Raw genomic sequence first — 26,549 nt, 5'->3', positions numbered from 1 at the left:
GGTTACTCCATCTCGACGGTATCAGCGTCAATTGCGTCGTACTGCTCATGGGTGCCGACAAATTTTATGTACACCGCGCCGAAGCGGTAAGCCACGGCAACTACCAGTCGAAAGTCATTGCCCTTGATGTTGAACACAATTCTGCGACCTTTAAGAATACTCGCGGTAGCGAAGTGCGCTTCTATGTCCGCTGGTGTTGTCCAATTCGCTTTTCTTGACTCGTCAAACCAGGCTAGGAACGATTGCTCCGAATCCGGGTATCTCTCCCAGAAGCTTTTCAGCTGACTGATGGTGATTATTCTCATGGCGTGATCCTAGTCCCGCAGTGGGACTGATGCAAGTCTGTGTAGGCGAAGCCGACGTACGGGAAAGCGCCCTCAGTCCATTCAGTTAGCAGAGGTAAACGCTGTTGCAATGCTGGAGGTGAGCCCCCTCGAAACCTTACCCAAGAAACCGTTAATTGCGGGTAGGAAAAGGCTACGCGAGAGAGCTGATCAAGCTCATTCTCCATAAAAAAAGGCCTACCTCCCGGTAAGCCCTTTCTCATCCCCATGTACGATTCAATCCCCCAACGCTTCCCCCTCACGCCGCGGATCCGCCCCGCCGGCCAACGAAGCTTTCCCCTGCGCATCCTTCACCCGAACAATCGCCTGGGTCCCGCTGGTCATATCGATTTCATTCACCGCATGCCCTTTATCCTTCAATGCCTGAATCAGCACCGGGCTGAACTGCCCTTGTTCCAGTTCGGTCGGGCCGTTGCGGCTACCGAAGTTGGGCAGGCTGATGGCGGCTTGCGGGTCGAGGTTCCAGTCGAGCAGGCCGATGGTGGATTTGGCGACGTATTCGATGATTTGCGAGCCGCCGGGGGAGCCGATGGTGGCGAGGAACTCGCCGCTCTGGCGATCGAAGATCAGGGTCGGTGCCATGGACGAGCGCGGGCGTTTGCCGGGTTCGACGCGGTTGGCGACTTTCTGCCCGTTCTCTTCGGGGATGAACGAGAAGTCGGTCATCTGGTTGTTGAGCATGAAGCCCTGGACCATCAGGTGCGAGCCGAACGCGGCTTCGACGGTGGTGGTCATCGACACGGCGCCGCCTTCGTCATCGACGGCGACCACTTGCGAGGTGGAGATGCGCAGGGGCGAGCGGTCCGGCGCGTAGGCGACTTGAATGCCCGGCGGTGTGCCAGGTTTGGCCATGCCCATGCTGCGATCGCCGATCAGGGCGGCGCGGCTGGCCAGGTAGGCCGGGTCCACCAGGCCTTTGACCGGCACCGGCACGAAGTCGGTGTCGGCTACGTATTGCGCGCGGTCAGCGTAGGCCAGGCGTTCGGCTTCGGAGATCAGGTGCACGGCTTCTGGAGCCGGCTCGATGCCTGCCGGTTTATCCGTCTTCAGCGGTTTGAGCGGTGCCAGGGCAAAACGCGGGTCGCGGGTTTCCAGGGCTTGCAAGGTGCCGAGGATCTGCGCCACGGCAATCCCGCCCGACGACGGTGGCGGCATGCCGCAGACCTGCCAGCGCTTGTAATCGGTGCACAGTGGCGCGCGCTCTTTGGCCTTGTAGCCTTGAAGATCGTTCAGCGACAGGCTGCCAGGGTTTTTATGGCCCTGGACCTTGGCGACGATTTCTTCGGCAACCGGGCCTTTATATAGCGCGTCGGGACCTTCGTTGGCGATGCGTTTCAGTACAGCGGCCAGCGCCGGGTTCTTCAGTGTCGTGCCGACGGCTTTCGGGCTGCCGTCGGCATTCAGAAAGTACGCCACCATGTCCGGCGAACGCTGCATGGACGAGTCCGAAGCGATCAGTTGATGCAAGCGCGGTGAGATCGCAAAGCCTTGTTCCGCGAGTTTGATTGCCGGCTCGAACAGCTTCGCCCAGGGCAGGCGCCCGTGTTTCTGATGCGCCAGTTCAAGCGCCCGCAACACGCCCGGCGTTCCCACTGAGCGACCACCAATCTGCGCCTGGGTGAACGGCATCGGTGTGCCATCAGCTTGCAGGAAAAGTTTCTCGGTGGCGCCAGACGGAGCGGTTTCGCGACCGTCATACGTACGCACAGCCTTACCGTCCCACAACACGATCAACGCGCCGCCGCCGATGCCCGACGATTGCGGTTCGACCAGGGTCAATACCGCTTGCATCGCAATGGCCGCATCGATGGCCGAACCACCCTGACGCAGCATCTCGCGCCCGGCTTCGGCCGCCAGCGGGTTGGCCGCTGCCGCCATGTGTTTAGAGGCGTGCCGGGTTTGCAGGTCGGTGCGATAACCCGAGGCGGCTTCCGGTGCGACGGGCAACGTCGAGACCGAAGGCGAGGAGGGTGGGGCGTTGCAGGCGGCGAGGGTTAATGCGGTGGCGATCAGCGACAAGGCTGACAGGCGATAGCGGCTCAAGTGGAAGGCTGAGAACACGCGGGGGCACTCCGTCCGTGGGATAAAAGATCCGGGGACTTTATCGGCCGTTAGAGCACGACGCAAACCACGTCCGACAGCCAAGACACTTTTACCCTTCATGAGCAGGCGAATTTTCTGTAGGGTCGAGATCAATAGAGCGGCCAGAAAACCAACAAGAGGCACACATGCAGAACGAGTTTCCTACCCAGCCAAGTTACCGTGGGCAACGTGAACAATTCCTCGCAGCGGCCACTGCTGCAGGGGCGACGTTGACCGAATATCCGCATCCGCTCAAAGGGCCGTTCGGTGAACCGTTGAGCACCGATGTGGCGGTGCTCGGCGACCCGGGGGCCAAGCGTCTGTTGATTGTGTTGAGCGGCACCCATGGGGTCGAAGGCTTCTATGGCTCGGGATGTCAGATCAAATGGTTGCAGGACTTGGGCAAGCGTTCGCTGCCGACGGATGTCGCGGTGGTGATGATCCATCTGATCAACCCGTGGGGCACGGCGTGGTTGCGTCGGGTCAATGAAGACAATATCGACCTCAACCGCAATCACCTGAACTTCGAGCGACCGCTGCCGGATAACCAGGCCTACGGGTTGCTGGATGAAATCTATGCCTGCACTGAGTTGCACGGTCCCGAGCGTGATCGCGCCGATGCCTTGCTCGACGGGCAGATCAAGGAACACGGCTGGCCGGCGGTGATGTCGATTGTCGAGGGTGGCCAGCACAGTCACCCTGATGGTTTGTTCTATGGCGGCCTGGCGCCGAGTTGGTCGAACCGCACGCTGCACCAGATCATTCAAAAGCATGTTGCTCACGCCGACGTCGCGATGTGCTTCGACTTGCACACCGGGGCCGGAGAGTACGGTCATCCGATGCTGCTGACCATTACCGAAGAGGCTTACCCGGCGCTGGCGGATGCTCAGGCCATTTATGGCCCATGGCTTTACACCTTGCACACCGGCGCCAACACCACGAGTGAAACCGGGGTGGCGGCGACCGCGACCGGTTACACCTCGCAGGCGTTGCTCAATGCCTTGCCTGACGTGCGACTGATGCCGTTTGTGATCGAGTGCGGGACGTATCCGGGGGCAGAGGTTCATCGGCATTTGCGCGATGACCACTGGCTACATTTGCATGGCGATCCGAGTGATGCGGTCGGACGTGGGATCAAACTCAATTTGCTGGAGCAGTTCTATCCCGCCGACAGCGATTGGCAGGCCATGGTCTGGCTGCGCACCTGGCAAATTTGGGAGCGCGGGTTGTCTGCGTTGTCGACGCTTCGCGCCTGACTGGGTCGGGCACTTTTCTCGAGGCATAAAAAAACGGCCTACCTTTCGGTAAGCCGTTTTTAGTACTTGGTGGCTACACAGGGACTTGAACCCCGGACCCCAGCATTATGAATGCTATGCTCTAACCAACTGAGCTATGTAGCCAAGTGGCGCGCATTATTCACCTGGAACGCAGATGCGTCAAGCGCAAATTTAAAATATTTCTCCACACTTTCAACCGGTTATCGTCCTGCCCCGAAAAACCTGGGCAGGGCAGGGCATCAACTGAGCTGAAATCTCCCGGTATTCGCACTCAAGGCCTTGCTGCCCTGGCTCAAGGTGTCTGCCGCGAGGTTCACGGCCCGCGCGCCTTCCAGCAACCTGACGGCGGCCTGATCGACTTGCTGGATGTTGCCGCTGACCTCATCGGCGGTGCTCGCTTGCTCTTCGACGGCGGTGGCGATTTGCGCCAGGGTGTCGGTGACGCTTTGCACGGCGCTGGCGATTTCCCCCAGTCGTGCGCCCAGGCCCGTGACGGCTTCAGCGTCGGTCTGCGCCTGGCCGCAAGCGGCTTCCATCAGGGTCACTGCTTCATTCACGGTGCTGCGCAGGCTGTCGACGGTGCTGGCGATCTGCGCGGTGGACGACTGCGTACGTTGGGAAAGACTGCGCACTTCATCCGCCACCACGGCAAACCCGCGACCCTGTTCGCCCGCGCGAGCCGCTTCAATGGCGGCGTTGAGCGCCAACAGGTTGGTCTGCTCGGCGACGCCACGAATGGTGTCGACCACCAATTGAATCTGCTGCCCTTGCTCGCTGACCCGACCCAATGCCGCCGCGGTGTCATTGAGCCGCTGATTGAGCTGCTGAATGCTCGCCGTCGTGCGTTGGCTGTCGCGACTACTGTCGGCGGCAATGCGTTGGGTGTGCTGCGCACTGCCGGACGCCTGTTCGCAGCTCTGGGCGACCCCTTGCGAGGTGGCGGCCAATTGCGTGGCAGCAGCGGCGATCTGGCTGATCTGGATTTGCTGAGCCTCGACTTCGCCCAGCGCGCCGCTCGAGTGATCGTTGAGCGTGCGCACGGCATTGCTCAGCTGCAAGGTCTCGTGATCGACCCCGAGCAAACTGTTACGCAGTTGCACCACGGCGACGTTGAGGGCGGTGCTGATCGCCGCCAATTCGTCACGGCCTTGCACCGGCACTTGCAGGCTCAGGTTGCCGTCACGCAAGGCTTCGGCCAGGACGGTAATGCCGCTGGCGCTGTGCCGGATCGAGGCCTGCAAGCAGACGAACAAGTACAGCGCGGCCAACAGCAGGCAACCAAAGATCGTCGCCACCAGGATGAACTGGCGGATGGCCGAGGTGTGGTAGTAATCCAGGCGTTGATCCAGCGACACCAGCGATTGCTGGCGCAGCGCAGCGAGGTCGGTGAGCAGCGCGTCGAGGTTGCGTTCGAAGTCGTCCGGCTTGAGGTTGATGCTGCCGCCGAACACGCCGTCATCGAGGACTTTCAATGTCGAGTCGAGATGCTTGAGGCTGTCATGGTATTGCCCGGCCCAGGTTTGCAGGGCGCTAGGCAGGCGTGCTTCGAGCAGGCTCGCGGTTTTCACCAACTGCTCGCGGGCATCACCGATGCGGCTGCGCAAATCCCGAAGTTGCAGACGGCTTTGCAAGGTGAACTGCCCGGACACCACGGAGGCCTGGCCGACTGCGGCGAGGCGCCCGACCCGTTCGATCAGGTCCGGCGCATGTTGGGTGGAGATCTGCGTCAGCAAATAGGTTTCCAGCCATGGCGCCAGGGTCAGACGATTGTCCATGACGATTTGTTCGCGCAGCGCTTGCAGGGCGCTCAGGGCATTGGTGAAGCGATCGTAACCGTCCGGCCACCAACCGACGCTGCTCAGGCTTTTCGAGTCGAGACCGTTGAGGGCGGTTTGCAGGGCTTGATAGCGGGTCAGGGTTTCGCCCTCGGCACCTTCGGTGTTCAGGGCATTGCCCAAGTCCGTGGTGGCTTGGGCGACGGCGGGCTGCACGGCGTCGAAAGCGCCCATGGCGGCGATCGTGGCCGGCGTCGGCTGGCGATTGGTTTCAGTGGCGCGCCAACGGGCGGCGCGGTCACGCTGGGCGGCGAGCAGGTTGTCGAGCGCGTCCAGGGCCAGTAGTTGACGAACCCCGGCACGTTCGCCGGAAATGAGCTGCAGTTTGTCCCGATAATCCTGGCCGATCATCCACAGGCTGCCGGCCAGCGGCAGGATAAACAGCAAAAACAGCAGCTGAAATTTGCGTGCGAAGCCAAAACGCCCCAGCAGTCCGATCCCCGGTGATAAAAAAGCCTGCATGCCCCATGACTCCTCTGGACACCACGCACCATTGGCGTGCGTCGTGGTCGTTGCGACCGCGACTTGTGCCCCTTTAAAAGGCCTCGAAAGTTCACCCTCGCCAGCTCTGTAGGCCGACTCTGTAGCGAAACTTCCCATTCTCGATCCCCTTTGTAAGGGGGCCGCGTTGAAGGGGATAAACAAGGCAAGATTTAGACCATGGCGTTGCGCTATCACCCGATCTTCGATGAGCGTCGAGGTCGTTAGCAGGCTAAGGGGATGGCGCTGCTGCACTGAAAAATGGCACATTGACGCACCTGCCCGTGTGCACCCATCTGTAGTACGGAAATTCCCATGGCTATCAGCAATGCCCAAACCGGCGCGACGCCGGCATCCGCGACTCCACAAAGCAGCCCGCTGGTCATGCGCATCATCGGCGCTGTGGCGCTGGCGCATTTGATCAACGACTTGATTCAGTCAGTGCTGCCGTCAATTTACCCGATGCTCAAGGCCAACTATGGCCTGACCTTTACCCAGGTCGGCCTGATCACCCTGACGTTTCAGCTGACGGCTTCGCTGCTGCAACCGTGGGTCGGTTATTACACCGATCGCCATCCCAAGCCGTGGCTTCTGCCGGCCGGGACGGTGTGCACATTGATCGGTATTTTGATGATGTCGCAGGTGGGCAGCTTCCCGATGATTCTGCTGGCGGCGGGATTGATCGGCATCGGCTCTTCAACGTTTCACCCGGAAGCTTCTCGCGTGGCGCGACTGGCATCGGGCGGGCGTTTCGGCCTGGCGCAATCGACCTTCCAGGTCGGTGGTAACGCAGGCTCGGCGTTCGGTCCATTGCTGGCTGCGGCGATCATCATTCCCTACGGTCAGGGTCATGTCGCGTGGTTCGGGCTGTTCGCGGTGTTTGCGCTGTTCGTGCTCTATCGCATCAGTCGTTGGTACGCCAATCACTTGAACCTGTTCAAGCTCAAGCAAGGTCAGGCAGCGACCCACGGGTTGTCGAAAAACCGGGTGATCAGCGCGCTGGTGGTGCTCGGTTTACTGGTGTTCTCCAAGTATTTCTACATGGCGAGTTTCACCAGCTACTTCACCTTCTACCTGATCGAGAAGTTCGACCTGTCGGTGGCCAGTTCGCAATTGCACTTGTTCCTGTTCCTGGGCGCGGTGGCGGCGGGGACCTTCTTCGGTGGGCCGATTGGCGACAAGATCGGGCGTAAGGCGGTGATCTGGTTCTCGATCCTCGGCGTTGCACCGTTCACCTTGATCCTGCCCCATGTCGACCTGTTCTGGACCAGCATTCTCAGCGTAGTGATCGGCTTCATTCTAGCCTCGGCGTTTTCCGCCATCGTGGTCTACGCGCAAGAGTTGGTGCCGGGCAATGTCGGGATGATTGCCGGGGTGTTCTTTGGCTTGATGTTCGGTTTTGGCGGGATTGGCGCGGCGCTGCTGGGGCATCTGGCGGATGTTCACGGGATTGAATACGTGTACTTCCTGTGTTCGTTCCTGCCGTTGTTTGGGGTGTTGGCGATCTTCCTGCCAAGAACCAAAAAGGCCTGAATCCCACCGGCCCGCAGGTATTGGCCGAATTTCAGGCACAAAAAAGCCGCGTATCAAACGCGGCTTTTTCGTGAACAGATGTTTTACACGTTGAAACGGAAGTGCATCACGTCGCCGTCTTTAACGATGTAGTCCTTGCCTTCCAGACGCCATTTACCGGCTTCTTTGGTGCCGGCTTCGCCTTTGTACTGGATGAAGTCGTCGTAGGCGATAACTTCGGCGCGGATGAAGCCTTTTTCGAAGTCGGTGTGGATCACGCCAGCGGCTTGTGGCGCGGTAGCACCGACGCGGACGGTCCAGGCGCGGACTTCTTCGACACCGGCGGTGAAGTAGGTCTGCAGGTGCAGCATCTCGTAGCCAGCGCGGATCACGCGGTTCAGGCCAGGCTCTTCCAGGCCCAGGGCTTCGAGGAACATGTCTTTCTCTTCGCCGTCGTCCAGTTCGGCAATTTCGGCTTCGATCTTGTTGCAGACCGGAACCACCATGGCGCCTTCTTCTTCGGCGATGGCCTTGACGATGTCCAGCAGCGGGTTGTTCTCGAAACCGTCTTCAGCGACGTTGGCGATGTACATGACCGGTTTGGTGGTCAGCAGGTGGAAGCCACGAATCACTGCCTTGTCGTCGACACCCATGGTCTTCATCAGGGTGCGCGCAGGCTTGCCGAGGGTGAAGTGAGCGATCAGTTGTTCCAGCAGGCCTTTCTGGACCACGGCGTCCTTGTCACCACCCTTGGCGTTTCGGGCGACTTTCTGCAGTTGCTTCTCGCAGCTGTCGAGGTCAGCGAAGATCAGTTCCAGGTCGATGATCTCGATGTCGCGTTTCGGGTCGACGCTGTTGGAGACGTGAATCACGTTCTCGTCTTCGAAGCAGCGGACCACGTGGGCGATGGCATCGGTCTCGCGGATGTTGGCGAGGAACTTGTTGCCCAGGCCTTCACCTTTCGAGGCGCCGGCAACCAGGCCCGCGATGTCGACGAATTCCATGGTGGTCGGCAGGATGCGCTTTGGATTGACGATGGCCGCCAGGGCTTCCAGACGCGAATCCGGCATCGGCACGATACCGGTATTCGGCTCGATGGTGCAGAAGGGGAAGTTCTCGGCCGCGATCCCGGATTTGGTCAGGGCGTTGAATAGGGTGGACTTGCCGACGTTAGGCAGGCCGACGATGCCGCAATTGAATCCCATGGTGTATCCCCTCGGATTAGAGTCAGGCCTTCTGGCTGTGCAGGTTTTTCATCGCGCGGTTCCATTCCCCGGCGAGGATATCCGGCAGCACGCCGAGGGCAAAGTCGATGCTGGCATCGAGTTTTTCCTGTTCGGCGCGTGGCGCACGACCCAGGACGAAATTTGAAACCATACTGGCAACGCCCGGGTGGCCAATGCCAAGCCGCAAGCGATGAAAGGTATTCTGATTGCCCAGCTGCGCGATGATGTCGCGCAACCCGTTGTGACCGCCATGGCCGCCGCCCTGTTTGAGCTTGGCAACGCCCGGAGGCAGGTCGAGTTCGTCATGCGCCACGAGGATTTCTTCAGGCGTGATGCGGAAGAAACCAGCGAGTGCCGCCACGGCCTGGCCGCTGCGGTTCATGTACGTGGTGGGAATCAGCAGACGAACATCCTGACCCTGGTGCGAATAGCGCCCGGTCAGGCCGAAATATTTGCGATCGGCCACAAGGTTTACGCCTTGTGCGTTCGCGATGCGCTCAACAAAAAGGGCCCCTGCGTTATGCCGGGTCTGTTCGTATTCAGCGCCTGGATTTCCCAGGCCAACGATCAGTTTGATGGCAGTCACGATAGGGGCCCTTCCTTGGAGTGGTGGATAACATCGCCGCAATCAGGGAGTGCGGCGAAAGTGGACGACAAGTGCTCATTTACCATTATGTAAACTCCGCGTTCTCGCCCGCTTTCTCGCTACGTTCCAGTCCGCGATGTTACTTGATCACTCCGGCATCACAGAGTGAATTACTCTGCTGCGCCTTCTTCGGTAGCTTCTGGAGCAACACGTGGAGCGTGGACGTTGGCAACTGCCTTGTCATCACCGTGTGCCAGAGCAACAAACTCAACGCCTTTAGGGGCTTTGAGGTCGGACAAGTGAATGATCGAGCCGACTTCGGCGTTAGCCAGGTCAACTTCGATGAATTCAGGCAGGTCTTTTGGCAGGCAGGTCACTTCGATTTCAGCAACAACGTGCGAAACTTCGCCGCCTTTCTTGATCGGAGCTTCTTCGCCAACGAAGTGTACAGGCACGATAGCGGTCAGTTTCTGGCCGGCTACTACGCGTACGAAGTCAGCGTGCAGCACGTGGCCTTTAGCCGGGTGGCGCTGCAGAGCTTTGATGATTACGTTTTGCTTGGTGCCGCCAACGTTCAGCTCGATGATGTGGCTGTAAGCCGCTTCGTTTTCGAGCAGTTTGGCAACTTCTTTAGCCAGCATGCTGATGGATTCAGGGGCTTTTTCGCCACCGTAAACTACAGCTGGTACCAGGCTTGCGAGACGACGCAGGCGGCGGCTCGCACCTTTCCCCAGGTCGGAACGCACTTCAGCATTCAGAGTAAATTCGTTCATGTTGTATCTCCAAAATAACCACATTCGCCCCAGCGGTTGCGACCAGCGCTAAAGGCGATATGGGCAAAAAAGCCCCGCCCCGACAGGAATGCCGGGGCGGGGCGCTTTTCGTCAACGAGACATTCGAGAAGGGCAGGGCCCTTAACGGAACATCGCGCTGATCGATTCTTCATTGCTGATGCGGCGGACCGCCTCGGCAACTACCGGCGCGATATCCAGTTGACGGATACGCGAGCAGGCTTGAGCAGCAGCGGACAACGGGATGGTGTTAGTCACCACCAGTTCGTCCAGCATGGAATTTTCAATGTTTTCGATCGCTCGACCGGACAGCACAGGGTGCGTGCAGTAAGCGAAAACCTTGGCAGCGCCATGCTCTTTCAGGGCCTTCGCCGCATGGCACAGAGTGCCGGCGGTATCGACCATGTCATCGACCAGAATACAGGTACGCCCTTCGACATCACCGATGATATGCATCACTTCAGAGTGATTAGCTTTCTCACGGCGTTTGTCGATGATCCCGAGATCCACGCCCAGGGATTTGGCAACAGCCCGTGCACGCACGACGCCACCAATGTCCGGGGACACGATCATCAGGTTTTCGAAGCGCTGATCTTCAATGTCATCCACCAATACTGGGGAGCCGTAGATGTTATCTACCGGAATATCGAAGAAACCCTGGATTTGGTCAGCATGCAGATCAACCGTGAGAACACGATCGATGCCGACTACGGTAAGCATGTCAGCAACGACTTTCGCGCTGATAGCCACACGTGCGGAACGCGGACGGCGATCCTGACGGGCATAACCAAAGTAAGGAATAACAGCAGTGATACGAGTAGCCGAGGAGCGGCGGAAGGCATCAGCCATCACTACCAGTTCCATCAGGTTATCGTTGGTCGGAGCGCAAGTCGGCTGAATAATGAAGACATCTTTACCGCGGACGTTTTCATTGATCTCGGCAGTAATTTCGCCGTCGGAAAACTTACCGACAGAGATGTCACCGAGAGGGATATGCAGCTGACGTACAACACGCCGAGCCAGATCGGGGTTAGCGTTCCCCGTAAAGACCATCATCTTGGACACGCGCAGTACCTGAAGGCTGAGGGTAACCTGGATGAGTTTAGGAAAATGGCAGGGGCGGCTGGATTCGAACCAACGCATGGCAGGATCAAAACCTGCTGCCTTACCGCTTGGCGACGCCCCTGTATCTGTTGCAACGATTACCCAGTAATCGATTCCTTTAGAGCAGATTTTGCAGCTTGCGATGCAACATCGAAACGTTGCTTCCCTTTGCTACAAACCCTGTAAGGGTCTCTGTAAGAAGGGCCGAGACTTTATCAGCTTCAGCTTTGCTTGGGAAGCCCCCAAACACACAACTTCCAGTGCCGGTGAGTTTTGCTTCGGTAAATTTACCTAACAAATTCAATGCGTTACGTACCTCTGGATAACGCCTTGCTACTACCGGTAAGCAGTCATTTCGACTGTTTCCCTTGGGAACGGGGCGCACTTTAATGGCAGAAGAGTTACGTGTCAACAACGGATCTGAAAAAATTTCTGCTGTACTTACAGATACTTGCGGCACCAGCACGAGATACCACGGTTCTTCGGGGTCTACAGGGGTGAGTTTCTCCCCCACGCCCTCGGCGAAAGCCGCGTGCCCACGCACGAAAACCGGGACGTCAGCGCCCAGTGTCAGGCCCAACACGGCCAGTCGATCTTCATCCCATCCCAGTTGCCACAGGTGATTGAGACCGAGCAAGGTCGTCGCGGCATTTGAACTGCCGCCACCGATGCCGCCCCCCATGGGCAGGATTTTTTCGATCCAGATATCAATGCCGAGCGCACAACCGGATTGTTCCTGAAGTTGTTTTGCGGCTCGAACAATCAGATTGCTATCGTGAGGCACGCCATCAAATTCGGTGTGCAAACGAATCACGCCGTCATCGCGCACGGCGAAAGTGATTTCATCACCGTAATCGAGAAACTGAAAAATCGTCTGCAACTCGTGGTAACCGTCTTCACGGCGACCCAGAATGTGCAGCATCAGATTGAGTTTGGCAGGCGAGGGTAGCGTCAAGCGCGGAGCAGTCATGTTCACTGCCCCAGTTTGCGTGGTTGCCATTCCTTGATCACCAGCGTGACATCAAGGTCGGTGCCGTGCAGTTTGATCCGCTCGGGCAGCCAATAGCCGTTTTGCTCGGCATAGCTCAAGTACTCGACCTGCCAGCCATCCTGTTCAAGATTGGCCAGATGGCTGTCGGCGTCCAGGGTCAGGCGACTTTTGCTGTCCGGGGCCGGGAGTCCGCGAACCCACCAGGCCAGATTGGATACCGGCAGCTTCCAGCCCAGCTGTTCTTCGAGCAGCGCTTCAGGCGTCGTAGCGTCGTAGCGACCCTGATTGGCGACTTCCAGCGACACTTTGCCCGGGCGACCGGTCAAGCGAGCAGCGCCGCGACCCAGAGGGCCGGAGAGGCGGATGTCGTAGTAATCCTGTCGCTGCAGCCAGAACAACGTGCCGCTGCCCGAATCCTTGGGCGCACGAATGCCGATCTTGCCGTTGATTTGCCAACCGTCGAGGCTGGTCATTTGCTCTTTATACACGCGCCATTGGGCCGGGTTGCCTTGACCCTGGACCGATTCGCGGGCGCCGAAACCCGCGCAGCCGGCGAGCAGGGCAATGAAACTGAAGACGATAACGTGGCGCAAAAACATAATCTTAAAGAGTCTCTGATCCGGTCAGGCGCTTGATGGTGCCGCGCAGGGTAGGGCTGTCGGGTTGGTCCTTGAGGAACTTGCCCCAGATTTGTTTGGCTTCCCGTTGTTTGCCGTTGGCCCACAGGACTTCGCCCAGGTGCGCAGCGACCTCCTGATCGGGGAAACGCTCCAAGGCCTTGCGCAGCAAACGCTCGGCCTCATCGAGATTGCCCAAGCGGAAATTCACCCAGCCGAGGCTGTCGAGGACCGCAGGGTCTTCCGGATTGAGCTGATGCGCGTGTTCGATCAGGGCCTTGGCTTCTTCATAACGGGTGGTGCGGTCGGACAGGGTGTAGCCGAGGGCGTTCAACGCCATCGCATTGTCCGGGTCGCGCTTGATGATCAGGCGCAGGTCTTTTTCCATCTGCGCCAGGTCATTGCGTTTTTCCGCGAGCATGGCCCGGGTGTAGAGCAGGTTCAGGTCGTCCGGGTATTGCAGCAACGCTTTCTGCAACACGCCCCAGGCCTTGTCGCCCTGGTTGTTGGCGGACAGGGTTTCGGCTTCGATCAGGTACAGCTGAATCGCGTAGTCGGGTTGCGCATCGCGCTCGGCCACCAGCTTGCTCTGGGCTTCGGCGGTCTTGCCGTTGTTCATCAGAATATCGGCCTGACGCAATTGCGCCGGCAGGTAGTCGTTGCCGGGGCCGACCTGGGCGTACTCGATCAGTGCACCTTGCGGGTCGTTGCGCTCTTCAGCGATACGGCCGAGGTTCAGGTGCGCCGAATCCACATGGCTTTCCCGGGCGATCAAGTCTTCCAGGTAACCCTTGGCCTCATCCCAGGCCTTGGCTTCCAGACACACCAGCGCCAGGGAATAGCGCAATTCGTCGTCTTCCGGATACTGCTGAACCAGGCTGGAGAACTCGACCTTGGCGTCGTCCATGCGGTCCTGCTCGACCAGCATGCGCGCATAGGTCAGGCGCAGGCGTTTGTCGTCCGGGTATTTCTTGATGCTTTTTTGCAACAGCGGCAGGGCTTCATCGCCACGGTTGAGGGTTTGCAGCAGGCGCGCGCGCAGCAGAATCGGGGCGATTTCGCCGGCATCCGGCGGATTGTCTTCCAGCAGGGTCAATGCGCCTTTCGAGTCGCCGTCCTGTTGCATCAACAATGCCTTGCCGAAAATCAGCTGGCTGTTCTTCGGATGGCGCTGCAACAAGCGGTCAAAACTTTTCATCAGGCCGTTGCGGGTGTCCTGGTCGGTGTCAGCCGCAGACAGGGCGAGAAAGTCGAAATGCGTGTCGCCTTTGCCCAGCAGGACTTTCTCCATATAGACCATGGAGTCGTCATACCGTCCGGCGCGAGCCAGTTGTACGGCAGCCGCCCGTTGCGCTTCGAGGTCGTCCGGGGCGTTTTTCGCCCAGATCAGCGCAGTGTCCAGGGCCGCCTGATCGGCGCCCAGGTATTCGGCGATGCGGAAGGCCCGCTCGGAGATGCCCGGATCCTGGGTGTTGATGGCCTGGGTCACGTAGTTGTCCAGCGCAATGTCGAAACGATTGCGTTGGCCAGCCAGTTCGGCACTCAACAGACTGAAGACTGTTTCTTCACTGAAGGAGCTGTAGACCTTGGGCTTTTCAGGGGCCGGAGTGCTGTCTTCGACCGGCGGCGAACCGTCCGACGAAACGGGCGCCATAGCCTGGCAGCCGCTGAGGAAGACAAAAGCGAGGAGCAACGCGGAAGATCTATTCATATAGGAGAAGGACGACTAACCTGCGGTCGGATCATCATGACACAAGCCTTCGGCCAAACATAACCGAGTCTCAATTGATGCCTTTATAGAGGCAAGTGATTGGGACAATAGTCAGCGGTAGTTGTTCTGTCTGTGTCGAAGTAGGACAATTGCCGGCTTCACGTCACCATCAGCGACCTTGAATGGCCTTTCTTGCACTCGGTATTAACCACAAGACTGCTTCAGTAGACGTCCGCGAGCGCGTGGCCTTTACCCCTGAGCAGTTGGTGGAGGCCTTGCAACAGCTCTGCCGACTCACCGACAGCCGCGAAGCTGCGATCCTTTCCACCTGCAATCGCAGTGAACTGTATATAGAACAGGATCACCTTTCGTCTGATGTCATCCTGCGCTGGCTCGCCGATTATCACCATTTGAGCCTCGAAGAGCTGCGCGCGAGCGCTTATGTGCACGAAGATGATGCGGCAGTTCGTCACATGATGCGGGTCGCCTCCGGGCTCGACTCGCTGGTGTTGGGCGAACCGCAAATTCTCGGCCAGATGAAATCGGCCTACGCCGTGGCGCGGGAGGCCGGCACCATCGGTCCGCTGCTCGGCAGGTTGTTCCAGGCGACGTTCAATGCGGCCAAGCAGGTGCGCACCGATACCGCCATCGGCGAAAACCCGGTGTCCGTGGCGTTCGCCGCAGTCAGCCTGGCGAAACAGATTTTCAGCGACTTGCAACGCAGCCAGGCCTTGCTGATCGGCGCCGGCGAGACCATCACCCTGGTCGCCCGTCATCTGCACGAGCTGGGTGTCAAGCGCATCGTCGTCGCCAACCGTACCCTGGAGCGCGCGAGCATTCTGGCCGAACAGTTCGGCGCCCACGCGGTGCTGCTGTCGGACATCCCTGCCGAACTGGTGCGCAGCGACATCGTCATCAGTTCCACTGCCAGCCAGTTGCCGATCCTCGGTAAAGGCGCGGTGGAAAGTGCCCTGAAGCTGCGCAAGCACAAGCCGATTTTCATGGTGGACATCGCCGTACCGCGGGATATCGAGCCTGAAGTCGGCGAACTCGACGACGTTTACCTGTATAGCGTCGACGATCTCCACGAAGTGGTCGCCGAGAACCTCAAGAGCCGCCAAGGCGCTGCCCAAGCGGCGGAAGAGATGGTGTCGATCGGCGCCGACGACTTCATGGTGCGCCTGCGCGAACTGGCGGCGGTGGATGTGCTCAAGGCCTACCGTCAGCAAAGCGAACGCATGCGCGACGAAGAATTGCTCAAGGCCCAGCGCATGCTGGCCAACGGCAGCAGCGCTGAAGACGTGCTGGTGCAACTGGCCCGTGGCCTGACTAACAAATTGCTGCACGCGCCTAGCGTGCAGTTGAAAAAGTTGACTGCCGAAGGCCGCCTCGATGCGCTGGCCATGGCCCAGGAACTCTTTGCCCTCAATGAGGGCTCGTCGGATAGCTCGGATAAAAAACCGCAATGAAAGCGTCACTGCTCAATAAGCTGGACATCCTCCAGGACCGATTCGAGGAATTGACCGCTCTGCTTGGCGATGGCGAAGTCATTTCCGATCAGACCAAATTCCGCGCCTATTCCAAGGAATACGCGGAGGTTGAACCGATTGTCCAAACCTATAACCAGCTGCTTAAAGTGCAAGGCGACCTTGAAGGTGCCCAGGCATTGCTCAAGGACAGCGACCCGGACATGCGCGAAATGGCCGTGGAAGAAGTCCGCGAAGCCAAAGAGCAACTGATCGAAATCGAAGCCCGGCTGCAGCGCATGTTGCTGCCCAGGGACCCGAACGACGGGCGCAACGTGTTCCTCGAAATCCGTGCCGGCACCGGCGGCGACGAGGCGGCGATCTTCTCCGGCGACCTGTTCCGCATGTATTCGCGTTACGCCGAGCGGCGTGGCTGGCGGGTGGAAATCCTCTCGGAGAACATCGGCGAGCACGGTGGCTATAAAGAAGTCATCGCTCGAGTTGAAGGCGATAGCGTCTACGGCAAGCTGAAATTCGAATCCGGCGCGCACCGCGTGCAACGGGTACCGGCCACCGAATCCCAGGGCCGTATCCACACCTCGGCCTGCACCGTGGCGGTGTTGCCAGAACCGGACGAGCAGGAAGCCATCGAGATCAACCCGTCCGACTTGCGCATCGACACCTACAAGTCCTCCGGGGCCGGTGGTCAACACGTCAACAAGACTGACTCGGCAATCCGCATCACGCACTTGCCGTCCGGTATTGTCGTGGAGTGCCAGGAAGAACGTTCCCAGCACAAGAACCGCGCCCGGGCGATGTCCTGGCTGTCGGCCAAGCTCAATGACCAACAGACCAGCGCCGCCGCGAATGCCATCGCCAGCGAGCGTAAACTGCTGGTGGGTTCGGGTGATCGCTCCGAGCGGATCCGCACTTACAACTTTGCCCAGGGCCGGGTCACCGACCACCGGGTCAACCTGACGCTGTATTCCCTCGACGAAATCCTCGCCGGTGGCGTCGATGCGGTGATCGAGCCGTTGTTGGCCGAGTTCCAGGCCGACCAATTGGCGGCGATAGGTGAGTAAATGACGATCATTGCCAGTTTGTTGCGTGCTGCCGATCTACCCGACTCGCCGACGGCGCGCCTGGATGCCGAACTGTTGCTGGCCGCTGCGTTGGGCAAGTCCCGCAGTTTCCTGCACACCTGGCCCGAGCGCATCGTGCCGAGTGAAGCGGCGCTGACCTTCGCCAATTATTTGCAACGTCGTCGCGGCGGTGAGCCGGTGGCTTACATCCTCGGCCAGCAGGGTTTCTGGAAGCTTGATCTGGAAGTCGCGCCGCACACGCTAATCCCACGCCCGGACACCGAGTTGTTGGTCGAAGCCGCGCTGGAACTGTTGCCCGCTACCCCCGCCAAGGTGCTCGACCTCGGCACCGGCAGCGGCGCGATTGCGTTGGCCCTGGCCAGTGAGCGTCCAGCCTGGACAGTCACCGCTGTGGATCGTGTGATCGAAGCCGTGGCGCTGGCTGAGCGCAATCGCCAGCGGCTGCACCTGAACAACGCCACCGTATTGAGCAGCCATTGGTTCAGCGCTCTGGAAGGTCAGCGTTTTCAACTGATCATCAGCAACCCGCCCTACATTGCTTCTGCCGATCCACACCTGGTGGAAGGCGACGTGCGTTTCGAGCCGGCCAGTGCTTTGATCGCCGGTGTCGACGGGCTCGACGATCTGCGTTTGATCGTCGCCCAGGCCCCGGATTACCTCGAGGCCGGTGGTTGGTTGATGCTGGAACACGGTTACGATCAAGCCGGCGCGGTGCGCGATTTGCTGCTGACCCGTGGTTTTGAACAAGTCCACAGCCGCACCGATCTGGGCGGTCACGAACGCATCAGTCTGGGGCGCCTGCCGTGCTGAATGATCAGGAATTGTTGCGCTACAGCCGACAGATTCTGTTGCAACACGTCGACATCGACGGCCAATTGCGGCTCAAACAAAGCCGTGTGCTGATCGTCGGCCTCGGCGGCCTCGGTTCGCCGGTGGCGCTGTACCTGGCGGCGGCCGGTGTTGGTGAGCTGCATCTGGCGGACTTCGACACGGTCGACCTGACCAACCTGCAACGCCAGATCATTCACGACACCGACAGCGTCGGCGTGAGCAAGGTTGATTCGGCGATCCGCCGTTTGAGCGCAATCAATCCCGAGATTCAACTGGTCGCCCATCGTGCGGCGCTGGATGAAGATTCCCTGGCCGCTGCCGTGGCGGCGGTGGATCTGGTGCTGGACTGCTCCGATAATTTTTCCACTCGCGAAGCGGTCAACGCCGCGTGTGTGGCGGCGAGCAAGCCCTTGGTCAGCGGCGCGGCGATTCGCCTGGAAGGGCAGTTGTCGGTGTTTGACCCGCGTCGCCCGGAAAGCCCGTGCTACCACTGTTTATACGGGCACGGCAGCGAGGCCGAGCTGACGTGCAGCGAAGCCGGGGTGATCGGCCCGCTGGTGGGCCTGGTCGGCAGCCTGCAAGCCCTCGAAGCGCTGAAGTTGCTGGCCGGTTTCGGCGAGCCATTGGTGGGGCGCTTGCTGTTGATCGATGCCTTGGGCACACGCTTCCGTGAATTGCGGGTCAAGCGTGATCCGGGATGCAGTGTCTGTGGTTCCAAACATGCGTGAAGCGCCAATTGGCGTATTCGACTCCGGCGTCGGTGGGCTATCGGTGCTGGCCGAGATCCAGCGTTTGTTGCCCAACGAGTCGCTGTTGTACGTCGCCGATTGCGGGAATATTCCCTACGGCGAGAAAACCCCGGAATTCATCCAGCAACGTTGCAGCGCCATCGCCGGGTTCTTCCAGCAGCAGGGCGCCAAGGCCCTGGTCCTGGCGTGCAACACGGCCACTGTGGCCGGCGTCGCGAATTTGCGCCGCGATTATCCTGAGTGGCCCATCGTCGGCATGGAGCCGGCGGTTAAACCGGCCGCTGCTGCCACCCGCAGTGGCGTGGTCGGTGTCCTCGCCACCACTGGCACTTTGCAGAGCGCCAAGTTCGCTGCATTGCTCGACCGTTTTGCCGCGGATGTGCGGGTGATCACCCAGCCTTGTCCCGGATTGGTCGAGCTGATTGAAAGCGGCGATTTGCACAGCCCAATCCTGCGTCAGTTGCTCCACGGCTACGTCGAGCCGCTGCTGGCTGCAGGCGTTGACACGATAATTCTCGGCTGCACGCATTACCCCTTTCTAAAGCCGATGCTTAGGCAGATGATCCCGGAGGACATCAGCCTCATCGACACCGGCGCCGCCGTGGCGCGACAACTGCAACGTCTGTTAGCCGAGCGTGAATTGCTCGCCCAGGGACCTGTTCGCGCCGCGCAATTCTGGACCAGTGCCGATCCGGAACATTTTAGAAATATCCTTCCGGTACTGTGGAATTCCGCTGGCATTGTGCAAAGCTTCAAGTACTAGAAAAAAGCCGGGGCACGCGAATAATTGGGGTGAACTTCTGATTAAGCGTCGACTTCTATAGCTCTGTCTGTGAGCAACAAAAAGAAACCACACGAAATCGTTCGGAAAAGGATGTTTCTAATGAAGCGACTATTCTGTTTGGCCGCGATTGCGGCCGCGTTGATGGGGCAAAGTTTGACCGCACAGGCGGCTGGCGTGGAGTTCGGGGTCGGTCAGACCAGCGATTCGACCATGACCTACCGGTTGGGCATGCAATTCAATTGGGACAAGAGTTGGCTGCAAAGTGACGTCGGCCGTTTGACCGGTTACTGGAGCGGTGCCTACACCTATTGGGAAGGCGACAAGACGTCGAGCAATAACAGCCTGTCGTTCTCGCCGGTGTTTGTTTACGAGTTTGCCGGGCAGACCGTCAAACCTTACGTAGAGGCGGGGATTGGTGTGGCGCTGTTTTCCCATACCGAACTTGAAAACAACAAACTGGGCGGCGCTTTTCAGTTTGAAGATCGCTTCGGTTTTGGTCTGCACTTTGCCGGCGGGCATGAAGTCGGGATTCGTGCGACGCACTATTCCAATGCCGGTTTGAGCAGTGATAACGATGGTGTGGAAAGCTACTCGCTGCACTACACGATGCCGTTGTAACGTCAAAAGCTTCGCGGGCAAGCCTCGCTCCTATGGGGTATCACCTAACCTGTAGGAGCAAGGCTTGCCCGCGATGGCGTAATTTCAGTCAATACAGTTTTACCGGTAAACCGACACAATCCCCTGCCGCTCTTCGATGCATTCCGGCGAACCCATCTCGAACTCCCGGCAGATCAGCGGGCGTTTTTCGTAGATGGTGCACATCATCGTGTTGCGATCCAGCGCCGCGCACCAGCCATCATCCAGACGCAACATGACTTCCCCGCCCCAGTCATCGGTATCGATAAAACGTTCGGGCACGCCCGTTTCGGTGATCAGCATGACTTCGAGCTGGCAGCAGCAAGCTGAACAGGTCGAGCAAGTGACCGCCGGATCGGCGATTTGCGTGTGGGGGATGGTTTTCATGGGGCGCAGTGTAAGGCAGTGGGCCGGTGCTGTGTGAAAGGCCTGACGGACGCTAGTTGCCGGTCAGGCATTCAAGCATCGAAACGGCCGAGCAGGGGCGCCGGCATCGCCGCCGGCTTGGCCAGCAGCAATTGTGCGGTGCCGATGGTGCGCTCCAGAAAACCGCCTTCGCAGTAGCACAAGTAAAATTCCCACAGCCGCAGGAAAGCATCGTCGTAGCCCAATTCGCTCAAGCGACCGTGGGCTCGGCGAAAATTCTCATGCCACAGGCGCAGGGTTCGGGCGTAGTGCAGGCCGAAGTCCTCCATGTGCAGCAGGTTCATGTCGGTGTCGCGGCTGACGATCTCCAGCATCTTCTGCACGCAGGGCAAGGCGCCACCGGGGAAGATGTAGCGCTGGATGAAATCGACGCTGGTCCTGGCTTGTTCGTAGCGCTGCTCGCGGATGGTGATCGCTTGTAACAGCATCAAACCGTTGCTCTTGAGCAGGTGCGCGCATTGCTTGAAATAGGTCGGCAGGAAGCGATGGCCGACGGCTTCGATCATCTCGATCGACACCAGTTTGTCGTACTGCCCGGTGAGGTCGCGGTAATCCGACAGCAGCAAGGTGACCTGTTCTTGCAGGCCCAGGGCTTCGATTCGCTGTGCGGTGAAGGCGAACTGCTCTTTGGAGAGCGTGGTGGTGGTGACCTTGCAGCCGTAGTGCTGTGCGGCGTAGATCGCCATGCTGCCCCAGCCGGTGCCAATTTCCAGCAGGTGATCGCCAGGCTTCAGGTCGAGCTTCTGGCAAATCCGTTCGAGTTTGTTCAGCTGCGCCTGTTCCAGGGTGTCTTTCGGGCTGAGGAACTGTGCCGCCGAATACATCATCGTAGGGTCGAGAAACTGTTCGAACAGGTCATTGCCCAGGTCGTAGTGGGCGGCGATATTTTTCTGCGAGCCCGTGCGTGTATTGCGATTGAGCCAGTGCAGGCCTTGGACGAAAGGCCGGCCGAGTTTGGCCAGGCCACCTTCCAGTGCATCCAGCACTTCAAGGTTGCTGACGAACACCCGAATCACCGCCGTCAGATCCGGCGAGGTCCAGTAACCGTGGATGAACGCTTCACCGGCACCAATCGACCCGTTGCTCGCCACCAGCCCCCAGACCGAAGCATCAAGAATATGAATTTCCCCCCGCAGATGATCGCCGGCCGTGCCGAAAACCTGCCGTTCGCCGTCCTCGACCACCACCAATTGCCCGTGTTTGAGGTGCGCCAGTTGGCGGAGCACGCCCCGACGCAACAGCGAGCCGGACCAGCCATTGGTGCTGAGCAGGTTGGCTTTCGCCGAAACGCTAGAGGACTTCATGGTGGCGATCCTGTGGGGCGACTGCGGCGGTTTGAAAGCTGCCATCGGCAGCCTGATGAGCAAAAATCGGTGCTCGCTTGAGCAGCAGGCGCACGGCCTGCCAGTAGATCGCCAGGCAGGTTTTCGCGGTCATCCACGGGAAGCGCCGCAAGTAACGGTGCAAGCTGTGGCGGTCCAACGCTTCGCGCTGCAGGTTGAGCGTGGCGTCGAACAGTTTCAGTTCGCCCTGCCAGTCCGCCATGTGCACGCCAAGCTTTTGCGCGGCGGGGCTGAAGCTCATGCGGTACTCGAGATCTCGCGGCAGAAACGGCGACACATGAAACGCCTTGGCCACGGCGAAATGCTGATGTTGACCTTGTAACGACTCGGCCGATTTGGCCGGCAGCACGTAGTGAAAACGCTCGCGCCACGGGGTGTTGGTGACTTCACAGAGAATCGCCGCCAGTTGGCCATCGGCTTCGTGGCAATAGAAAAAACTTACCGGGTTGAATGTCAGGCCCCAACTGCGGGCCTGGGTCAGCAGGCAGATCGAACCCGAGGGCTCATGGCCGATGGCTTGGCCGACTTGCAGGCGCACCGCGTCGATCAAACGCATACCGTTGCCGGTGAAGGCTTTCAGGTAGTCGCTTTCGCGAAACGAAAATGGCGCAAAGCGGTTGTTGCCCGACAACGGCGACAAACCGAGCACGGCATCCTGTTCGTCGAGGTCCAGGTACAGCAGGCCGATCCGGTAGCGGAAGTCATGGGCTCTCGGAGCAAACCGCCGATGGGCGATCCAGCCGCTGTAGAGGGCGCTGTTCACAGCGCTTCACCGAACGACCGGGCAACGCGCAAGGCACTGACCACCCCGTCTTCGTGAAAGCCGTTGGCCCAGTAGGCGCCGCAATAATACGTGTGCTGCGCGCCGTTCAATTCTTCCCAGCGCTCCTGCGCGGCCACGGCCTTCAGGCTGAATTGCGGATGGGCATAGGTGTATTTGGCGAGCACCTTGAACGGGTTGATGCCGGCGCTCTGGTTGAGGCTGACGCAGAATGTGGTCTCACTCTGGATGCCTTGCAGGATGTTCATGTCATAGGTGACGGCGGCACGCGTGTGTCCGGCGCCACCGAGGCGATAATTCCAGCTGGCCCAGGCAAGTTTTTGCTCGGGTAGCAGGCGTGTATCGGTGTGCAGCACCACGTCGTTGTCGGCGTAGGGCAGGGCGCCGAGGATCGACTGTTCGGCATCGCTCGGCTCGGCCAACAGGTTCAGGGCCTGATCGCTGTGGCAGGCGAACACCACTTTGTCAAAACGCTCGCTGCCGGCGGAGCTGTGGATAACGATGCCGTCTGCATCGCGTTCGACACGGGTGACCGGGCAGTTAAGGCGAATCTTCTCTTTGAAGGATGCGCTCAGCGGCGCGATATAAGCGCTGGAGCCGCCCTCGATCACACACCATTGCGGACGATCGCTGACGGACAGCAAGCCGTGATTCCTGAAAAACCGTACGAAGAACTGCAGCGGAAAACCGAGCATGTCGGCCATGGACATCGACCAGATCGCCGCGCCCATCGGCACGATGTAGTGCAGGACGAAGCGTTCACCGTAGCCGCCGGCCTTGAGGTATTGATCGAGGGTGAGTTCGGCGCCGATCCGTTGTTCCTCCAGATCTCGCAGGGCCTCTTTGTTGAAGCGCAGGATATCGCGCAGCATGCCCCAGAACCCCGGCGACAGCAGATTGCGGCGCTGGGCGAACAGGCTGTTGAGGTTGTTGCCGTTGTACTCAAGACCTGAGTCCGGGTCGGTGACCGAAAAACTCATTTCGGTGGGTTTGAATCCCACGCCCAGTTGGCCCAGCAGGCGAATGAAATTCGGGTAGGTCCAGTTGTTGAACACGATAAACCCGGTGTCCACCGCATAGCGCTGGCCATCGACGGTCACCTCTATCGTGTGGGTATGCCCGCCGACCCAGTCGCTGGCTTCGAACAGGGTGATCTCGTGGCTGCGATTGAGCAGGTAGGCGCTGGTCAGCCCCGAGATACCGCTGCCGATAATGGCGATGTTCACGGGTGGTCCTTGATCGGTGGATTGCTGCGCACCATGCGTTTGCCGATCGCCAGCTTCACTTGATCGGGCATTTTCGACAGCGGCCAGAGGGCGGCCATGAACAGCGCCGGGAAAGCGATTTCCAGCGGCCGGTTCTTGAGTTTGGCGAAGATGTGCCGTGCGGCTTTATCCACAGGCCAACTGAGCGGCATCGGGAAGTCGTTTTTCGCCGTCAGTGGCGTGTCGACAAAACCGGGGCTGACCACGGTGACTTCGATGCCTTCTGGCGCCAGGTCGATGCGCAAGGATTCGAACAAGTAGCGCAACCCGGCCTTGGAGGCGCCATAGGCTTCGGCCCGTGGCAACGGCAGGTAGGTCACCGAACTGGCGACGCCCACCAAGTGCGGCGCGATGCCTGCCCGAAGTAAAGGCAGGGCCGCTTCGATGCAGTAGCTGCTGGCGAGCAGATTGGTGCGCACCACATGCTCGACAATCGACGCATCGAATTGCTTGGCATCGACGTATTCGCAGGTGCCGGCGTTGAGAATTACCGTGTCCAGAGAGCCCCAGTCTTCGGCGATCCGCTCGCCGATTTCTCGTACCGTCTGGCTGTTGGTCAGGTCACCAGCGACCACCATCACTTGCCCCGGATACCGCTGGGACAGGATTTTGAGTGGCACAACCGAGCGTGAACTGACCGCCAGATGCGCACCGGTTTTCAGGATTTCTTCGGCCAGCGCGGCGCCAATGCCGCTGCTGGCGCCCGTCAACCAGTACCGCCGTGGAGGAGTAAGACTCATCCCATTCTCCTTTTCAGCCAGGCAATCGCCCGGCCCAATACGGGTAAATGTTCATAAAGGAGTGCCCCGGCATCGAAATAGTCCCGGTGGCGATAAACCTTGTCGCGCCAGAGCAGGTGCGAGCAGCCGTCGACCCTAATCAACCGGCCACCGGCCAGGCGCGGATGGCGGTAGCTCATGACCCAGCGCAGATAGCCTTCGCCTTCAGCGATCTGGTCGAAGCTGTGAAAGTCGAAACGCAGTTCGCTGACGTTGGCATAAAGCTCGGCGAAATAGCCACGTAACTGGCTTAAGCCCTGTACTTCGTGCAGCGGGTCGGTGAAGTGCACATCGTCGGTGTACAAATCGTCGAGACGTTGCAGGTTGTCTTTGTTCAGGTCCGCGAATTTTCGGGCGAAACGCCGTAGAAAGTCACTCATAACCACCTCCGGCGATTTGTCGCGATGGCAGGTTTTTGAACGCGGTCAGGGCTCGCTCGCGAGAGGTACTGAGATTGACGATGGGCGATGGGTAATCGGTAACGCCGAACAAACCGCCGAGGTTTGCCGGGTTGTGTACTTCTTTTTTACTCAGCCCGGCCAGTTCCGGCAGCCAGTGCTTGATGAACACGCCTTCGGCATCGAATTTTTCCGATTGGCTGAGCGGGTTGAAAATGCGGAAGTAGGGCGCCGAATCGGTACCGGTGGACGAGCTCCACTGCCAGCCACCGTTGTTCGCCGCCAGGTCGCCATCAATCAAATGCTGCATGAAAAAGCGCTCGCCTTCACGCCAGTCGATCAGCAGATTCTTGGTCAGGAACATCGCCACCACCATGCGCAGGCGGTTGTGCATCCAACCGGTTTCGAGCAATTGGCGCATGGCCGCGTCGATGATCGGCAGGCCGGTGCGGGCTTCTTTCCACGCAGCCAGTTCATCGGGCGCTTCGCGCCAGGCCAGGGCTTCGGTTTCCGGGCGGAAGGCACGGTGGCGTGAGACCCGTGGGTAACCCACCAGGATGTGTTTGTAGAACTCACGCCACAGCAGCTCGTTGATCCAGGTGACGGCGCCGACCTTGCCGCTTTCGAATTCGCCCTGATTGCTTCGCAGTGCCGCGTGCAAACACTGGCGTGGGGAAATCACCCCGGCGGCGAGATAGGCCGACAGCTGACTGGTGCCGGGTTTGGCCGGGAAATCGCGTTCGCTCTGGTAATAGTCGATTTGCGCGTCGGCGAAGGTGTCGAGGCGGCGTCGGGCTTCGGCTTCACCGGCGGGCCAGAGCGTTTTCAAGTTGTCAGTGGGCGTTTCGAAACCTTCGACACCGGGAGGGACTCCATCACTGTCGATGTCCAACCGCGCTTGACTACCCGGTGCGCTTACCAGCCTCGGCAGCGAATGGTGCAGGCGGTTGTAGCAGACTTTGCGGAACTGACTGAACACCTGGAAATAAGTCCCGGTCTTGGTCAGCACCGTACCCGGCGCGAACAGCAGTTGATCGAGGTAGCTGAAAAAGTCGATGCCCTCGGCCTTCAGGGCTTGACCCACTGCCTGATCACGGCGGGTTTCGTGAATGCCGTACTCCTCGTTGACGTGCACCGCGTCGATCTTTAACTGCTGGCACAGATCGAGCACAACCCTGGGGGCGTCATCCCAGCGTGAGGCCGTGCGGATCAGCAGGGGAATGTTGAGCTTGCCCAGCGCCTGGCTTAATTCGCTCAGGTTGCGCAGCCAGAAATCCACTTTGCACGGCGCGTCGTCATGCGCGCGCCATTGCTCCGGGCTCAGCAGATACACCGCCACCGTCGGGCCGCGCGCGGCGGCGGCTGAAAGGGCGCTGTTGTCATGTAGGCGCAAGTCGCTGCGCAGCCAGATCAATTGCATGGTGGTGTCCGC

General features: G+C 59.5%; 25 protein-coding genes and 2 tRNA genes. 8 read left to right on the top strand and 19 right to left on the bottom strand.

Annotated elements, in window-relative coordinates; translation table 11 throughout:
• Positions 1-2: 2 nt before the first annotated feature.
• Complete coding sequence (locus ACA071_RS26535; protein WP_497641805.1) at positions 3-305, bottom strand: type II toxin-antitoxin system HigB family toxin; 303 nt, start codon at positions 303-305, stop codon at positions 3-5.
• A gap of 255 nt (positions 306-560) precedes the next feature.
• The gene (gene ggt, locus ACA071_RS26530) at positions 561-2,405 is read right to left on the bottom strand and encodes a gamma-glutamyltransferase (protein WP_497641804.1); all 1,845 of its coding nucleotides are present in this window, start codon (positions 2,403-2,405) and stop codon (positions 561-563) included.
• Positions 2,406-2,572: 167 nt separating this feature from the next.
• Here ggt and ACA071_RS26525 point away from each other — a divergent pair, with 167 nt between their 5' ends.
• On the top strand, positions 2,573-3,682 hold the full coding sequence (locus tag ACA071_RS26525) for a DUF2817 domain-containing protein (protein ID WP_497641803.1): 1,110 nt from the start codon (positions 2,573-2,575) through the stop codon (positions 3,680-3,682).
• A 67-nt stretch (positions 3,683-3,749) separates the two neighbouring features.
• On the opposite strand, the gene ACA071_RS26520 is transcribed toward ACA071_RS26525, so the two are convergent.
• Both ACA071_RS26520 and ACA071_RS26515 read right to left on the bottom strand, forming a co-directional pair.
• Positions 3,750-3,826: transfer RNA gene (locus ACA071_RS26520), tRNA-Met, on the bottom strand.
• A gap of 116 nt (positions 3,827-3,942) precedes the next feature.
• Positions 3,943-6,000, bottom strand: a complete 2,058-nt coding sequence (locus ACA071_RS26515) for a methyl-accepting chemotaxis protein (protein ID WP_497641802.1) — start codon at positions 5,998-6,000, stop codon at positions 3,943-3,945.
• A gap of 333 nt (positions 6,001-6,333) precedes the next feature.
• On the opposite strand from ACA071_RS26515, the gene ACA071_RS26510 reads away from it, so the two are divergent.
• On the top strand, positions 6,334-7,551 hold the full coding sequence (locus tag ACA071_RS26510) for an MFS transporter (protein WP_497641801.1): 1,218 nt from the start codon (positions 6,334-6,336) through the stop codon (positions 7,549-7,551).
• Between the two features lie 83 nt (positions 7,552-7,634).
• Here ACA071_RS26510 and ychF read toward each other — a convergent pair whose 3' ends face one another.
• From ychF to ACA071_RS26470, 8 genes are all read right to left on the bottom strand, one after another.
• A complete protein-coding gene (ychF, locus tag ACA071_RS26505; protein ID WP_497641800.1) occupies positions 7,635-8,735 on the bottom strand; it encodes a redox-regulated ATPase YchF in 1,101 nt (366 codons plus the stop codon).
• Between the two features lie 22 nt (positions 8,736-8,757).
• Entirely contained in the window at positions 8,758-9,342 is a 585-nt protein-coding gene (pth, locus tag ACA071_RS26500; RefSeq protein ID WP_008153430.1) for an aminoacyl-tRNA hydrolase, read from the bottom strand.
• 170 nt (positions 9,343-9,512) lie between these two features.
• Positions 9,513-10,115: a 50S ribosomal protein L25/general stress protein Ctc gene (locus ACA071_RS26495; protein ID WP_497645390.1), complete on the bottom strand. Its 603-nt coding sequence runs from the start codon at positions 10,113-10,115 to the stop codon at positions 9,513-9,515.
• A 141-nt stretch (positions 10,116-10,256) separates the two neighbouring features.
• Positions 10,257-11,198 (bottom strand): ribose-phosphate pyrophosphokinase, encoded by a 942-nt coding sequence (locus ACA071_RS26490; RefSeq protein WP_003208392.1) that lies wholly within the window; start codon positions 11,196-11,198, stop codon positions 10,257-10,259.
• Positions 11,199-11,244: 46 nt separating this feature from the next.
• A tRNA-Gln gene (locus ACA071_RS26485) sits at positions 11,245-11,319 on the bottom strand.
• 36 nt (positions 11,320-11,355) lie between these two features.
• A complete protein-coding gene (gene ispE, locus ACA071_RS26480) occupies positions 11,356-12,207 on the bottom strand; it encodes a 4-(cytidine 5'-diphospho)-2-C-methyl-D-erythritol kinase (protein ID WP_497645389.1) in 852 nt (283 codons plus the stop codon).
• Between the two features lie 2 nt (positions 12,208-12,209).
• Complete coding sequence (gene lolB, locus ACA071_RS26475; RefSeq protein WP_497641799.1) at positions 12,210-12,827, bottom strand: lipoprotein insertase outer membrane protein LolB; 618 nt, start codon at positions 12,825-12,827, stop codon at positions 12,210-12,212.
• A gap of 4 nt (positions 12,828-12,831) precedes the next feature.
• The gene (locus ACA071_RS26470) at positions 12,832-14,556 is read right to left on the bottom strand and encodes a tetratricopeptide repeat protein (RefSeq protein ID WP_497641798.1); all 1,725 of its coding nucleotides are present in this window, start codon (positions 14,554-14,556) and stop codon (positions 12,832-12,834) included.
• A gap of 182 nt (positions 14,557-14,738) precedes the next feature.
• Here ACA071_RS26470 and hemA point away from each other — a divergent pair, with 182 nt between their 5' ends.
• The 6 genes from hemA (at position 14,739) to ACA071_RS26440 (ending at position 20,107) form a co-directional block, all read left to right on the top strand.
• Positions 14,739-16,025 carry a glutamyl-tRNA reductase gene (gene hemA / locus ACA071_RS26465; protein WP_497641797.1) on the top strand — a complete coding sequence of 429 codons (1,287 nt, stop codon included), beginning with the start codon at positions 14,739-14,741 and terminating at the stop codon, positions 16,023-16,025.
• Positions 16,022-17,104: a peptide chain release factor 1 gene (prfA, locus tag ACA071_RS26460; protein WP_497641796.1), complete on the top strand. Its 1,083-nt coding sequence runs from the start codon at positions 16,022-16,024 to the stop codon at positions 17,102-17,104. The genes hemA and prfA overlap by 4 nt, the downstream gene beginning before the upstream one ends.
• Positions 17,105-17,935, top strand: a complete 831-nt coding sequence (gene prmC / locus ACA071_RS26455) for a peptide chain release factor N(5)-glutamine methyltransferase (protein ID WP_497641795.1) — start codon at positions 17,105-17,107, stop codon at positions 17,933-17,935.
• Positions 17,929-18,684 (top strand): molybdopterin-synthase adenylyltransferase MoeB, encoded by a 756-nt coding sequence (locus ACA071_RS26450; protein ID WP_497641794.1) that lies wholly within the window; start codon positions 17,929-17,931, stop codon positions 18,682-18,684. Before prmC ends, ACA071_RS26450 begins: the two co-directional genes overlap by 7 nt.
• A complete protein-coding gene (gene murI, locus ACA071_RS26445; protein WP_497641793.1) occupies positions 18,677-19,468 on the top strand; it encodes a glutamate racemase in 792 nt (263 codons plus the stop codon). Before ACA071_RS26450 ends, murI begins: the two co-directional genes overlap by 8 nt.
• Positions 19,469-19,588: 120 nt before the next feature.
• The gene (locus ACA071_RS26440) at positions 19,589-20,107 is read left to right on the top strand and encodes an acyloxyacyl hydrolase (RefSeq protein WP_497641792.1); all 519 of its coding nucleotides are present in this window, start codon (positions 19,589-19,591) and stop codon (positions 20,105-20,107) included.
• A 99-nt stretch (positions 20,108-20,206) separates the two neighbouring features.
• On the opposite strand, the gene ACA071_RS26435 is transcribed toward ACA071_RS26440, so the two are convergent.
• From ACA071_RS26435 to phrB, 7 genes are all read right to left on the bottom strand, one after another.
• Positions 20,207-20,512: a YkgJ family cysteine cluster protein gene (locus tag ACA071_RS26435; protein WP_497641791.1), complete on the bottom strand. Its 306-nt coding sequence runs from the start codon at positions 20,510-20,512 to the stop codon at positions 20,207-20,209.
• 71 nt (positions 20,513-20,583) lie between these two features.
• Entirely contained in the window at positions 20,584-21,855 is a 1,272-nt protein-coding gene (locus ACA071_RS26430) for a class I SAM-dependent methyltransferase (RefSeq protein WP_497641790.1), read from the bottom strand.
• A complete protein-coding gene (locus ACA071_RS26425; RefSeq protein WP_497641789.1) occupies positions 21,842-22,657 on the bottom strand; it encodes a DUF1365 domain-containing protein in 816 nt (271 codons plus the stop codon). The genes ACA071_RS26430 and ACA071_RS26425 overlap by 14 nt, the downstream gene beginning before the upstream one ends.
• Positions 22,654-23,901, bottom strand: a complete 1,248-nt coding sequence (locus ACA071_RS26420; RefSeq protein ID WP_497641788.1) for an NAD(P)/FAD-dependent oxidoreductase — start codon at positions 23,899-23,901, stop codon at positions 22,654-22,656. Before ACA071_RS26420 ends, ACA071_RS26425 begins: the two co-directional genes overlap by 4 nt.
• Complete coding sequence (locus tag ACA071_RS26415; RefSeq protein ID WP_497641787.1) at positions 23,898-24,680, bottom strand: SDR family NAD(P)-dependent oxidoreductase; 783 nt, start codon at positions 24,678-24,680, stop codon at positions 23,898-23,900. Before ACA071_RS26415 ends, ACA071_RS26420 begins: the two co-directional genes overlap by 4 nt.
• A complete protein-coding gene (locus ACA071_RS26410) occupies positions 24,677-25,099 on the bottom strand; it encodes a nuclear transport factor 2 family protein (protein ID WP_497641786.1) in 423 nt (140 codons plus the stop codon). Before ACA071_RS26410 ends, ACA071_RS26415 begins: the two co-directional genes overlap by 4 nt.
• A complete protein-coding gene (phrB, locus tag ACA071_RS26405; RefSeq protein ID WP_497641785.1) occupies positions 25,092-26,537 on the bottom strand; it encodes a deoxyribodipyrimidine photo-lyase in 1,446 nt (481 codons plus the stop codon). The genes ACA071_RS26410 and phrB overlap by 8 nt, the downstream gene beginning before the upstream one ends.
• Between the last annotated feature and the right edge of the window lie 12 nt (positions 26,538-26,549).

The organism is Pseudomonas sp. LBUM1646 (assembly GCF_059716165.1).
Note: the sequence above shows the minus strand (reverse complement) of the source record. Positions and strands in the feature narration are given on the sequence as shown.